Origin of the sequence: Sulfitobacter maritimus (assembly GCF_013346665.1) — a bacterium.
GTDB classification, from domain to species: Bacteria; Pseudomonadota; Alphaproteobacteria; order Rhodobacterales; family Rhodobacteraceae; genus Sulfitobacter; species Sulfitobacter maritimus.
Genome location: NZ_JABVBB010000022.1, coordinates 183,652 through 196,245, shown reverse-complemented (window position 1 = coordinate 196,245; position 12,594 = coordinate 183,652). Strand labels below are relative to the sequence as shown.

Genomic DNA, 12,594 nt, shown 5'->3' with positions numbered 1-12,594 from the left:
TGGACCTGTCGCAGTTTGATGCCGCTCCTTTGATAGCATTTACTGCAACAAAGGAGATGAACTATGGGACTGAAACGGACGGACGAATTCCGCCAGGATGCGGTGCGTATCGCACTGACGAGTGGGCTGACGCGCAAGCAGGTGGCTGACGATCTGGGTGTTGGCATGTCGACGCTTAACAAATGGATCACCGCGCACCGAGGCACAGACGTGGTGTCGAAAGAGGATTTGAGCCTCGCCCAAGAGAATGAGCGACTTCGGCGCGAGAACCGTCTTCTCAAGGAGGAGAGGGAAATCCTAAAAAAGGCCACCCAGTTCTTTGCGGGCCTAAAGCAATGAGATTTAGGTTTGTCGAGGAACACCGGAGCCACTTCCCCGTGAACCGCTTGTGTCACGTTGTCGGTGTCAGTTCGCGCGGTTTGCGAGCATTCCGAAGCCGTCCTGCCAGCCGCAGACAGCGGTCTGATCTGGTCACCTTGGCGCACATCAAAGAACAATCCCGTCTCAGCCTGGGCAGCTATGGCAGGCCGCGCATGACAGAAGAACTGAAGGAGATCGGCCTGAATATCGGTCACCGCCGTGTGGGTCGTTTGATGCGCCAGAACGGCATATCCGTGGTGCGAACCCGTAAACACAAGGTGACGACAGACAGTGATCACAAGTTCAATATTGCGCCAAACCTGCTGGACCGGGATTTTATGGCTGACCAACCGAACCAGAAATGGGCCGGTGACATCAGCTATGTCTGGACGCGTGAGGGATGGCTGTATTTGGCTGTCATCCTCGACCTGCATTCAAGGCGCGTGATCGGCTGGGCGGTCAGCAACCGTATGAAACGAGACTTGGCAATACGGGCTTTGAAGATGGCAATTGCGTTCAGGGCACCGCCCAAGAGCTGCATCCACCATACGGATCGCGGGTCGCAATATTGTTCGCACGACTACCAGAAACTTCTGCGCCAGCAAGGCTTCAAGGTGTCGATGTCTGGCAAGGGCAATTGTTACGACAATGCTGTCGTCGAGACCTTCTTCAAAACCATCAAAGCTGAACTCATTTGGCGCAGGTCATGGGAAACACGGCGGCAAGCTGAGATGGCGATCTTTGAATACATCAACGGCTTCTACAACCCACGGCGACGCCACTCAGCACTGGGCTGGAAAAGCCCCGTCGCCTTCGAACGGAAAGTGGCTTAAACGAGCACTTGGGGCGGCACGAAAGCGGGACAGGTCCACATTGCGTCTTCCTTATCGATGAGAGGCTCGGCGACGGCCGAGCCAGTTGTTTGGGCGGGAATGCCCAGGGATGCTTCCTCGGCGATCGCCCGGGCGAAGTAGGGGCTGGGGCTGGGAAAGACGCCCCGGTCCCGCCGGGCCTTCTCTTCGCTGGTGTCGAGCATCACGCGCGTGGCCTCATAGGCCAGGATCCGAGCGTCTTCGCACCCGGCTTCGGGAAGCTCGATGCCCAGATGCGCGGCGACGTGCCGGAGAGGCTCTTGCGCCACCACGTAGTCCTGCTCGAAGAATGCTTGCCGCAGGACCGCTTGCCGAGCCGCTTCCCGTTGCAGCGCCGCATGTGCGAGCTGTGGGGATCGCGGATCGCCCAAGGCACGCTCGCGATCAGCCGCCTCGATTTCGAAGCGTGCGAGCGTGGTCAGGATATTCTTGGTGTTTTCTGGCAAGAGGTTCATGGTGACGGTGGCGTAAAGGAATACTTGATCGCTGAGGGTGCTGAGCCTGCGTGCAAGCTCCGCGGCCACCGAAAAGCCATGGGTCTTCAGGGAAAGACATATGGGGATTCCCGCAAACGTGGTTTGACTCCCCAGATTTCGCACTTGCGTTTTTGCGCCGGGGTCGGAACAGCCGGACCCGTTGCGGAGAATCCGATCGTCTGCCGCTGGTTTGATTCTGATTGAGCGAAATATGGGCTCTTCGCACAACCTATCGCTGCAAGGCGATTCGAGAACCGCGCGGGGAAGACGGCGCCGCCAGACGTAGCCCTGGGAGCGCAGTTCGAGATGGGGAATAGAGGCGTGTTTGGAACGGGCGTGTGGCACCGGGTCTGACTCCTTGTGACTCCGGTGTGTCCGGAGTGTGTAAGGCGGTGTGTCAAAACCGGTGTCCGAAACGCGAAAAGCGCCCCCGAGGGAGCGCTTTTTCGTTTGTTTCCAACCACTTCAGGAGAGGTTGGCTCCGGCGGTAGGGATCGAACCTACGACCAATTGATTAACAGTCAACTGCTCTACCGCTGAGCTACGCCGGAATGCCTATGTCTGTCCTGCGATCAATCTCGCCGGACAGGGGCTCTTTAGCCTGCGCAGTCCGGGGAACGCAAGGGCTTTTCAGGCAGATAAGCAATTTTTTCTAAGAATCCTGATCTTAGCTAGAGAATGGGACTACCGAGGGTATGACGAATAAGCTGATGGAACATGCCATCACCCGCCTGTCCTACTAGGGTGAGGCTATCAACATGGTAGGGTCTGGGCAGCTTTTGCAACAAAAGCTCCGCCGCTGCTGTCTCAACCGCGCTGCGCAGTTGTTTGGGGACACGACCACTCAGCGTGATGTGGAAGCGAAAGCAGTCCATGACGTGGGGGTACCCCCACTCTTGCAGGTTGCGTGTTTGGGCTGGCGTTAGGTGGGGCTTTGCGCGACGGGCGAGCTCGGTGGGGGAGATAGGCACGCGGAAAGGGTCTAGGGCGCGCACCACCTCTGCGGCGCTGCTGTCGAGGGCTGCCGTGTCGCCCTCGGTTGTCAGGGCAAGAAAACTTCCCAACCAGACGGGCCGTAGGGCTGTGAGACTTACCGGTGACAGGGTTTGGCACAGGGCCTTAAAGGCGGCCATCAGAGTGCGGGGGTCTTGGTGATCGGCCAATACGAAGGGGGGCTTGATAGTCGCGTGAAACCCGTATTTGCGGGGGGCTTCTGTAAGGGCGCGCAAATCCACCCCGTCGACGCTGGGTTGAGGCATGACGCGCCCCTCCACCAGATCCCAACCGAGCCAAGCGGCGCCAGCCTTGCCGAAATCACCGCCGGGTATGTGATAGATCGCATAGCGTTCGAATATCATAACGCCCCCTGCCCCGTATTACCTGTCTGGCATAAACGTCCTTTGGCACAGGTTGTCAAAGCGCGGGGATCGGCATGTTCTGGTATCTCGCCGCTTTCAGCAGCCTGCCTCTGGCGCTTGCGCCGATATCCGATGCGCGCCGGCAAGGACTTCGCAGTGACGCCCCTTAGCGCGGGTAACGAGGGTGAGATTGGCAGCCTCTGCCAGACGCACCGCATAGTCCGTAGCGGCTGAGACAGCGATGAGGATCGGCGCGCCGAGGGATACGATCTTTTGCACCATATCCGTCGAGACACGCGAGGTGAGGACAATCGCACCTGAGGAGGGATTGATCCCTTGCCGCACCAGCGCCCCGGCCAGTTTATCCAAGGCATTGTGCCGCCCAACATCTTCCCGCGCCAGAACGATGCCCTTTCCAGGCTGCAAGAAACCGGCGGCATGGCAGGCGTGGGTGCGGTCATGTTCAGGTTGGTGCGCCCGCAAGAGTCGGGTCGCGGAACAGGCGTCGGCATGGCTTAGCTGCCATGATCCGCGGGGCAGAGGTGAGAGTGCGCGGGTGGCTTTGGCGAGGCTATCTATGCCGCAGAGGCCACATCCTACAGGGCCAATCATCGCGCGTTGTCGCTCGGACAAGGCTTTCGCCGCAGGGCCAGAGACCCAGAACCGCAGCTCCCAGCCTGCGTCATGCTCCAATACCTCAAGGTCCTCGATCTGCGCAGCGCTGGACACGAGGCTCTCGGTCAAGGCAAAGCCAATCGCGAAATCTTTGAGATCATCCGGTGAAGCCATCATGACGCCGAGCGTCGACCCATTGCAAACAATTGCCACCGGTGCCTCGCGCACCAAGGGCCGTGGGGTGTTTATTTCCGCATGGAGGCTCATGACACGACCCTGACTGGCGTGCCTTTATAAGCAGGCGTTTGAGAGTTCTTCTCGTGGTAGCTTAGCGGAACCAGAGGGTTAAGTTCTGGATAATATCCAGCCACGCAGCCTGCGGGCAGATCATAGGCCGTAAGGGTGAACCCATCGACCCGACGCTCATGCCCATCCTCAATCGCACAAACAAGACTGACCTTCTGGCCCTCTTTGAGACCCAAACGCGCGATCTCTTTCGGTTTCATCAAAACAATCTCACGACTGCCCTCCAATCCGCGCAGGCGATCTGAAAAGCCGTAGATTGTCGTGTTGAACTGGTCGTTCGATCTCAATGTGACCAGCGTTAAGACATCCGGGCCTATCGGGGCCTCTCCCAAAGCCGACAGGGTGGTCGGCGCGGTGAAATGTGCTTTGCCGCTGTCGGTTTTCCATTGTCGGTGCCGTGCCGGATTGCCGCGATAAAAGCCGCCCGGCTCAAACATCCGCGCATTAAAGTCGGCAAAATCATCTGGGAAGGTTTCAGCAATGAGGTCGCGGACAAGATCGTAATTTGCCGCCCACTCGTCCCACTTTAGCTTCGGATTATGGGGCAAGGTCGCTTTCGCCAATCCGCAAACGATTGCTGGTTCGGACATACAGGCCGCACTGGGTGGCTCCGCCTGGCCCAGCGATGCGTAGATATGCGACAGGGAGTCTTCCATCGTTACGGCCTGAGGGCCAGACGCCTGAATGTCCTTATCCGTGCGCCCCAAACAGGGCAGCAGATAGGAGGCTCGCCCCGGAATAAGATGGGATCGGTTTAACTTGGTCGCCACCTGCACCGAGAGCGCCAATGAGGGCCAAGCCTTCTCCATCCGCTCCCGATCAGGCAACGCACGGATCAGATTGCCGCCAAGACAGATCATCGCTTTGACGCTGCCATCCAAGATCCCCTCGGAGGCGTGAACAGCGTTCAACCCTTCCTCTGTCGGCGCCTCAATATCAAAGAGCTTCCGCAGTTTGTCGGCGGGCATATGTTCGGATTTCTCGCCAATCCCCACTGTCCGCTGGCCTTGGACATTCGAATGGCCGCGCACGGGCGAGATGCCCGCTCCCGGTTTACCGATATTGCCGCGCATCAACAACAGGTTGCACAACATCCCAAGGTTCAGCCAGCCATTCACATGCTGGGTCAGGCCCATCCCATAGATGCCGATTGCCTTGTCCGCCGAGAGATAAATCTCTGCCGCCTCCGTAATCATCTGCTGCGTGAGACCCGAATGTTCTTCGATCTGCGCCCAAGTCACATCGCGCAGCGTGGCGAGCATTTCCTGATAGCCAAGTGTTTCGGATTGGATAAAATTCTTATCAACAACCATGCCTGGGTTGGCCTCCTCAGCTTCCAAGACGCATTTGATGAGCCCCGCCAGAGCCGCCACGTCCCCGCCCGGCCGGACTTGGTAATATTTCTCTGAAATCTTCGTCGCTTTGCCGACGGTCATTTCGCTGATGCTTTGCGGATTGACGAACTCAATCAGCCCCCGTTCGCGGAGGGGGTTAAACGTCACGATACGGCATCCGCGCTCCACCGCCGCTTTCAGCACATGCAAAAACCGAGGTGAGTTAGAACCGGTGTTCTGCCCGAAAAAGAAAATCGTATCGCATTCGTCAAAGTCCTCCAGCGTGCAGGTCCCCACCGAGGTCCCGATCAGATTTTGCAGATTCACGCTGGTGGTTTCGTGGCACATATTTGACGACTGCGGCAGGTTTTGATGCCCCATCGCGCGGGCAAAAAGCGCATAGAGATATGACGCTTCAAGCCCTGCATGTCCCGACGAATAGAACACGGCTTCTTGGGGACGCATCGCGTTCAGCGCCGCCCCGATCTCTGCAAAGGCCTGACCCCAAGAGATCGGCAGGTAGTGGTCCGTCGCCGCGTCGTATTTCATCGGATTCGTCAGCCGCCCGGCTTTTTCCAAGTCGTGATCGTGCCAGGTCTTTAGATCAGAAAGCCTGTGCTTTTCAAAAAATTCGGGGTCGGCGCGTGCCCCATCCAACTCCCACATCGTCGCCTTTGCACCGTTCTCACAAAACTCGAAAACATGCGGCTTCGCTGGCTTCGCCCAAGCGCAGGCTGTGCACATCATTCCCTTCGGTTTGTTCTGGCTCGCTAACATCTTCAGCGCCACGGCCGAAGGTTTCACATCGCGCAATATCCGCTCCAACCCCCGGACCGACCCCCAGCCGCCAGCGGCGTGATGATAGTGGGGTGTATCGGGGTCTTGTTCGGTCAGATGGGCGTCGGACGGACCGGCTTTGGTTTTTCGGGGTTTGTCACTCACTGGCCTCACCATGGATTAGGACCTTCGGGGTGTAACGAGGTTAGACGCCTATGGGTTCCGCGCAGGCGTGGTCGTGGAAAGGTAGGAGGGATATGAGAATGCCCCCCGCCCCCCCAAAAAATCAGACACTGACACAAGCTGCGGTTTGTAGTCTGCTGATCTTCAACACGAACGAGATCAGGCATATCGAAACGGAAGCAACATTATCCAAAGTTTAAGGCTAAGGTCGCGCTGGAAGCCTTGAAAGGCGAGGAGATGGTCAGCGAGTTGGCCAGTCGGTTCGGCGTGCATCTATTACCGACAACACATGCAAGGAATGTGTGAGAGACGACAATGATCCATCATTTGAAGCGTGCGCTGCTGGAAGGGGTGTCTGGCGTCTTCGAACGCGGAGGCCAGAAAACTCGAGATTGATGAAGAGCAGATCAAAGAGCTGCACGCTAAGATCGGGGAGGGGCCGTCACCAATAATTTTTTGCCAGAAAGCTCAAAGCTTGGACCGATAAGTGAGGCGCAAGATGATTGAGCCAAACCTGCCAGGTCTTTCGGTTAGCGATCAATGTGCGTTGCTGTCGCTCTCTCGGTCGTCGTTTTATTATGAACCGAAGGGCGAGAGCGAAATGAACCTCGATTTGATGCGCCTGATCGATAAGCAGTTCCTAGAGAAGCCTTTTTATGGCGTGCGCCAGATGACCTGGCACCTGCGGAATGAAGGTCATCTCGTGAACGAGAAGCGCATCCGCCGTCTCATGCGGCTAATGGGTTTGATGCCGATCTATCAAAAAGCCCGACATCCCGTCGCCCAGCAATACATGCCTGCATGCGTGAGAGGAGCAAGGCGCAAAGGGGCACAAGATTTACCCCTCTTCGCTGCGCGGCTTGCGTGTTGATCGGCCCAACCAGATGTGGTGTGCAGACATCACCCACCTGCCGATGCGGCGAGGGTTCCTGTATTTGGTGGCGATTATGGGCTGGCACACCCGCAAGGTTTTGGCTTGGCGCATCTCGAATACCCTTGGGGCTGACTTTTGCGTCGAGGCGCTGCACTTGGCGATCTACCGGTTTGGCCCGCCCGAGATCATGAACACGGATCAGGGCAGCCAGTCCACGTCATTTGCAGGGACAGATCGGCTCCGACGGTCAGCTGTCCGTATTTCGATGAACGGCAAGAACCGTTTCCTCGACAACATCTTTCTCGAACGCCTGTGGCGGTCGCTGAAATACGAGTGCGTCTATCTGCATGCGTGGGAGAGCGGTTCAGAGGCCAAGGCGGGCATTGGGAAATGGATCGAGTTCTACAATCACAAGCAACCGCATTCCTCGCTTGGCGGCAGGCCACCTGCCGTGGTTCGCAGAGAAACGAAACAACCAACTCCGATCAGCAGGTGCAAAAGAGTAGCTTAATCCACGCCAGATATTGTCCAAACTAAGGGGGCGTGGCTCACAACTTAAGCCGATAAATTCACTTAGCTCCGCATTGTGCCGAGCCGGGTATGAGCGTAGGGAAGAGAACATTCTTGGATAATTCAAGCAACGATCCCGCAAGAAAAATTCTTTCTTAACGAAGGAGCTAGTGGCAACCTATCTCAAGTAAGTGTTCGAGCAGGCAAACCTAAATTTATTGACTGGGCAAATATGAAGATCGTTATTCTAGGCACATCAAATTCAGTCATGGGTGAGAAAGGATTTGTTAGAGCACTTCGACAACGACATGAAGTCGTCAACCTATCAGCTGGCCGCGTAGGGGTGGCGTTTCACTTAAACCGGATAATTGAACATTATGAAATGATCGAATCTGCTGACCTACTGATAATCGACCACTATATTAATGATGTGAACGGCTTCGGACCCCACCTCGGCGACCAGTATATTTCTGATCTGAACGTGCTTTTCGATTGCCTGCGCTGCATGAATACTCATGTTATAAACTTATTATTCCCTTTCATAACCAAAGAGAACATGGACTTGAAATTCTATGATGTTGTCGTAGAGGGTATGCGAGTCCGTGACCTAAGCTTCGTTGACTTGAACGAAATTGGCTTTAAGAGGCAGCATTTTCTGGATGAGATACATTTAACAACCGGCGCATCCTATCTCATGGGAATAATCTTAGCCAGGGAAGTTGCTCGGCTGGAGAACGCACCTAAACCCATTGGCGGAGCAATCCACGACAACCCATTCAAACGATATTCTATCTCCGAATTGATCCCCGGCACACCTTGTTTGAACCATCAAAACCGCCTTATGTCATTCGACTACCTGCCCCTTACCGGCGACCTAGATCTCCCCTTTCACCACGAAGAAAGTCTTTACGGTGTGGGCTACTTCACTCCCAAAGACCATGAGGGCCATCAAGGGATTTCAATTGGGGAAGATAAGATCGGTCTCACTTGCTTGCCATCGAACTATTTTCACGAGAATATTGAGACAACGACTAAGGGCACCGTCAAGCTTCGGCCCATCCTCGGAGAGGACATAAAACTAGAATCTGCAATGGGGCGCGGTACTCTGAACGGAAAGTTCGAACCGCCCTACCTGGTCGATTTTACAACTCGACGGCACGACATTGTATTTTCTGGGACCCCGTCACGAGGCATGAACGTAAAAGTAGACATGTCGGGCTTGCTTGACGCTCTAGATTACGGCGTTCCGACGTTCCTTCAACCTTCTTTAGTGGATATGATCCGCGACCAAGCATTGCGAGAAGAAACGAAAGATGTAGCCAAAGCATATGCATTAATGCAACTTGCAGCTACGCTTCGCCCGGAGGGTTCATTGATTAAGCGGAAGTTGATGGAATATGCCGAACAAATCTCTCAAATACCTAGCGATACGGCTGGTCACAATCTTGCGTCTGAAGTGAAACCAAATTTGGCAAAGAAAGCTTGCGAACGGGTGAGGAGGCTATTTCGAACAACCAAATAGGGGCGCCAAAGCCCAATCTTTGCTAGTATGGGGACCCGGTAGTTAAGGGCGGCAATCACACTGACACAAATGACGAGTTAGCAGAAAGTTCCTGCCTCAGCAGACCAGAGCGAGAGGCTCAAGCGGCGTCTTGATTACCACGGCCTAACAGCAATCTTGTCAAAACTAGCTGGTACAGCGTCAATGGAAGCTTTGCGCGGCGAGCGATCTCTAAATCTACGTTAACCACCGCAATCCGCGTAAGCGGCGGCTGACCCCCACTTATTTTTGATGCGCCTTTTTTCGGAAGCCATGCCGTTTTTGGGACAGGGAGGGAGTTCTTCATGAAAAATACGCTGGAGTTGTTTCAGTCGGAAGGAGTCGACGTCCCCGCTACTGGCCGACGGCGATAGCCTGGTGATTTCAAGGCGCAAGTTGTGGCTTAGACTCTTGAGCCTGGGTGGCGGTTCGTGATGTTTCCGACAGATATGGGCTGCGCGCGAACCGGATTTAAGAATGGCAACGGCTTGCCAAAGACGGCAAGCTGGTTCTGCCAGCCATATCAGAACCGCCCGGATTTGCATCGTTGATTCCGTTCTGTTCGAAAACAAAATAAAAGACATCAAAGGAGCCTGAGCTACTCCCCCTTAGTTTGGATAATATCTGGCCTAGATTAAGCTACTCTTTGCACCTGCTGATCGGAGTTGGCTGTTTCGTTTCTTTTCGAATACACCACGGCACGTGGCCTGCCGCCAAGCGAGGAATGGGATCGCTTGTGATTGTAGTACTCGATCCATTTCCCAATGCCCGCCTTGGCCTCTGAACCGCTCTCCCACGCATGCAGATAGACGCACTCGTATTTCAGCGACCGCCAACGGGGACAATTGTAAGCGGTGTCTTCCCAGCACTTGGGATCAGCTTGACGGCTGGAAATTCCACGGAAGAAGGTCGTCGATGCGATTGGCAGAATGACCTGACGCAATCGCTTCAAGGGTCGCTTTGAGGTATGCGAACGGTTCGACATCATTGACCTTCGCAGTAGCGATGAGAGATGCGATGCGGCCCCAGGCGTGACCACCTTCGTCGTGACCGGCAAAAAGCGCATTTTTTCGCGTCAAGGCAATTGGGCGGATCAGGTTCTCGACTGCATTAGAGTCGATCTCGACCCGGCCGTCGTGCAGGAAGGTCTGCAGCCCGCTCCATTGCCTATGGATATAGGTCAACTTCTCGCCGAGGCGGGACTTCGAGGAGATCCTGCGCCGTTGGTTCTGAAGCCACTCGCCGAACTCTGTAATCAATTGCGCCGTGCGGGTCTGTCGTGCTGAAAGGCGCTGACCGGGACCCATCCCACGGATCTCGCTTTCAATGCGGTAGAACTCTGCGATCCGACGCAGCCCTTCTGCGGCGATCTCTGAGCCGTCTCGGTCAAAGACCTCTTTCAGCTTGCGACGCGCGTGTGCCCAACAATACGCGACGGTGATCGGCGCGCCGCCTTTCCGCGACGGGCGCGTCAGCCGGTTGTAGCCAGCATAGCCGTCCAGTTGCAGAGTGCCGTCAAAGCCCCGCAAGATCTGCTCTGCATTCTGCCCTGCACGACTTGGGGCATAGGTGAAGACAACGCCTGGTGGATCATCTCCACCCCATCCTCGGTCGTCGCGCGCCAGTGCCCAAAGGTATCCTGTCTTCGTGCGGCCTCGACCTGGGTCCAGAACGGGGGCCGTTGTCTCGTCTCTTACCCGGCAGGCGCATGCACAGCATGCTGCCGAGAGGGCATAAATAGCTTGCCGGACTTCTTTAGATGCTCAGCCAAGCGGTCCACGACAGGGCTAAGATGGAAAGCCGCTGTGCCGACCCAATCGGCCAAAGTGCTGCGGTGGATATCAACGCCGGAGCGGGCAAGGATTTGGCTTTGACGATACAACGGCAAGTGGTCTGAGAATTTGCTGACAAGCACATGTGCGATGGCGCCCTCAGTCGGCAACCCGCCTTCGATCAGATGCGCAGGAGCCGGGGCCTGCGTGATACCTTCAGCGCAGGAACGGCAAGCATATTTGGGGCGAACGGTGACGATGACACGCAGCTGCGCTGGAATGATATCCAGTCGCTCGGTGCGGTCTTCGCCAATACGGTGCATCTCGCCGCATCCGCAGGGACAGCTCAAACTCTGAGGTTCGACCACCCGTTCAACCCGTGGAAGGTCTGCGGGAAGATTGCCACGGTTGCGCCGGGCAGCTTTGCGAGGCCGTGCCTCTGAGGAGGTCTGCTCAGCTTGCTGAGTCTCAACTTCCGCGACCGCAACCTCAAGGTCTTCAAAAGCCAGCTGCCGCTCATCCTCGCTTAACTTCTCCGAGCGCTTGCCATGTGTAGCGTTCTTGAGTTCGGCAATCAGGTGCTCCAGACGCTTAACCAAAACTTCCAGCTCGGATGTTTTGGTTTGCAGCCCGGTCGTCTCTTGCTTCAGCGATTTGTTCTCTCGCAGCACCGCCAAGACAGCTTCACGCTGGCTCTCGGGGATGGCGGATATATCGATGGGCGGCAGGTTGGACATGCCCGGATTATAGCTTGATTTACGCCCAAATGGGCAGACCTTTTGCGCCCCCGAGTCACTCTGCCGCAGCCGGTCTGCGGGGTTCTAAAGAGCGCACCCGACGCCAGTCCAACCCTGCAAAAAGCGCCTCAAATTGAGGACGGTTCAAGGTGATCACCCCTTCTCGAATGGCAGGCCAAATGAAGCTGTTCTCCTCAAGTCGCTTGTAGGTCATCCACTGCCCGGCAGGGCATTGCGGAGCAATGTCCCGAGAGGGACGAGCCCGCTGCCGTCCCAGAACAAAATCTTCATCCTGTCGGCCCGCTTGGCGCGGAATACAAAGACTGTTCCGGTAAAGGGGTCTTGGGCCAGTGCCGACTGCACCATCGAAGCCAATCCATCGTGTCCTTTACGGAAGTCCACCGGCCGCGTTGCAATCAATATCCGAACGCCTTGCGATGGCATCAGCATGAAGAAGCTTCAAGCGCATGGGCGATCTCTGCAATGCGAGAGGCAGATGTCTGCAGCGGCAGCTCTATGGCGATCTCTCGAAAGATCAATCTGATCGCCTCATTCGGAACAGTCAGAGCTTCTGGCTCTTCCGGCCCAGCAGAAACCACCAGTGGAGCGAAAAGCGGCTCATCGGCCTCCGGCGCAGGTAGCAACAGCTTTCCTTGCTTGGCCTGTCGACGCCACGCCGATAGCTGGTTCGGAAGGATACCATATCGCTTAGCGACAGCGTTCACCGTTGCACCGACCTCAAGCGTGTCCGCAACCGCCTGTGCCTTTGCGGTACCCGACCAACGGCGGTGGCCGGACGCATAAATCTCAACGCCAAGCGATCTGAGAAACGAATTTGTAGCGCACATTGCGAAACGCACTCCCCATCATAAGATGAGTT

The 12,594-nt window shown here is 56.1% G+C and carries 9 protein-coding genes, 1 tRNA gene and 3 pseudogenes; 3 read left to right on the top strand and 10 right to left on the bottom strand.

Annotated features, from left to right (window positions below):
• Positions 1–63 precede the first annotated feature (63 nt).
• Positions 64–1,193, top strand: a protein-coding gene (locus HTT03_RS07205) for an IS3 family transposase (protein WP_174858008.1) whose coding sequence is annotated in 2 segments (ribosomal slippage) — positions 64–307 and positions 307–1,193 — 1,131 coding nt in all. Because the reading frame shifts where the segments join, the coding sequence is not laid out codon by codon here.
• Here HTT03_RS07205 and HTT03_RS07200 read toward each other — a convergent pair.
• From HTT03_RS07200 to HTT03_RS07180, 5 genes are all read right to left on the bottom strand, one after another.
• Complete coding sequence (locus HTT03_RS07200; RefSeq protein ID WP_174859197.1) at positions 1,190–1,756, bottom strand: hypothetical protein; 567 nt, start codon at positions 1,754–1,756, stop codon at positions 1,190–1,192. The genes HTT03_RS07205 and HTT03_RS07200 overlap by 4 nt on opposite strands.
• A gap of 428 nt (positions 1,757–2,184) precedes the next feature.
• Positions 2,185–2,259 (bottom strand) — tRNA-Asn (locus tag HTT03_RS07195).
• Between the two features lie 120 nt (positions 2,260–2,379).
• A complete protein-coding gene (locus tag HTT03_RS07190; RefSeq protein WP_174859196.1) occupies positions 2,380–3,066 on the bottom strand; it encodes a DUF1045 domain-containing protein in 687 nt (228 codons plus the stop codon).
• A 96-nt stretch (positions 3,067–3,162) separates the two neighbouring features.
• Positions 3,163–3,948, bottom strand: coding sequence for a formate dehydrogenase accessory sulfurtransferase FdhD (gene fdhD / locus HTT03_RS07185; RefSeq protein ID WP_174859195.1), 786 nt, complete (start codon positions 3,946–3,948; stop codon positions 3,163–3,165).
• Complete coding sequence (locus HTT03_RS07180) at positions 3,945–6,263, bottom strand: FdhF/YdeP family oxidoreductase (protein ID WP_425506304.1); 2,319 nt, start codon at positions 6,261–6,263, stop codon at positions 3,945–3,947. Before HTT03_RS07180 ends, fdhD begins: the two co-directional genes overlap by 4 nt.
• A gap of 183 nt (positions 6,264–6,446) precedes the next feature.
• Here HTT03_RS07180 and HTT03_RS07175 point away from each other — a divergent pair.
• Both HTT03_RS07175 and HTT03_RS07170 read left to right on the top strand, forming a co-directional pair.
• Positions 6,447–7,666, top strand: a pseudogene (locus tag HTT03_RS07175) (IS3 family transposase).
• 231 nt (positions 7,667–7,897) lie between these two features.
• Positions 7,898–9,187: a hypothetical protein gene (locus HTT03_RS07170; protein WP_174859193.1), complete on the top strand. Its 1,290-nt coding sequence runs from the start codon at positions 7,898–7,900 to the stop codon at positions 9,185–9,187.
• Positions 9,188–9,839: 652 nt separating this feature from the next.
• On the opposite strand, the pseudogene HTT03_RS07165 reads toward HTT03_RS07170, so the two are convergent.
• The 5 genes and pseudogenes from HTT03_RS07165 to HTT03_RS07150 form a co-directional block, all read right to left on the bottom strand.
• Positions 9,840–10,043: pseudogene (locus HTT03_RS07165) on the bottom strand (integrase core domain-containing protein); the annotation flags it as partial.
• Positions 10,044–10,080: 37 nt separating this feature from the next.
• Positions 10,081–11,714: pseudogene (gene tnpC, locus HTT03_RS07160) on the bottom strand (IS66 family transposase).
• 55 nt (positions 11,715–11,769) lie between these two features.
• The gene (tnpB, locus tag HTT03_RS18960) at positions 11,770–11,928 is read right to left on the bottom strand and encodes an IS66 family insertion sequence element accessory protein TnpB (protein WP_217482756.1); all 159 of its coding nucleotides are present in this window, start codon (positions 11,926–11,928) and stop codon (positions 11,770–11,772) included.
• Positions 11,925–12,134, bottom strand: a complete 210-nt coding sequence (gene tnpB, locus HTT03_RS18565; RefSeq protein ID WP_217482755.1) for an IS66 family insertion sequence element accessory protein TnpB — start codon at positions 12,132–12,134, stop codon at positions 11,925–11,927. Before tnpB (HTT03_RS18565) ends, tnpB (HTT03_RS18960) begins: the two co-directional genes overlap by 4 nt.
• Before the next feature lie 23 nt (positions 12,135–12,157).
• Positions 12,158–12,562: a transposase gene (locus tag HTT03_RS07150; RefSeq protein ID WP_174859192.1), complete on the bottom strand. Its 405-nt coding sequence runs from the start codon at positions 12,560–12,562 to the stop codon at positions 12,158–12,160.
• Positions 12,563–12,594 lie beyond the last annotated feature (32 nt).

What these genes read in the sequence shown, in the direction of transcription:
- fdhD (WP_174859195.1), bottom strand. Translation starts at nt 3,948, where the DNA reads ATGAGCCTCCATGCGGAAATAAACACCCCACGGCCCTTGGTGCGCGAG.
- HTT03_RS07170 (WP_174859193.1), top strand. Translation starts at nt 7,898, where the DNA reads ATGAAGATCGTTATTCTAGGCACATCAAATTCAGTCATGGGTGAGAAA.
- HTT03_RS07150 (WP_174859192.1), bottom strand. Translation starts at nt 12,562, where the DNA reads ATGTGCGCTACAAATTCGTTTCTCAGATCGCTTGGCGTTGAGATTTAT.
- HTT03_RS07190 (WP_174859196.1), bottom strand. Translation starts at nt 3,066, where the DNA reads ATGATATTCGAACGCTATGCGATCTATCACATACCCGGCGGTGATTTC.
- tnpB (WP_217482756.1), bottom strand. Translation starts at nt 11,928, where the DNA reads ATGACCTACAAGCGACTTGAGGAGAACAGCTTCATTTGGCCTGCCATT.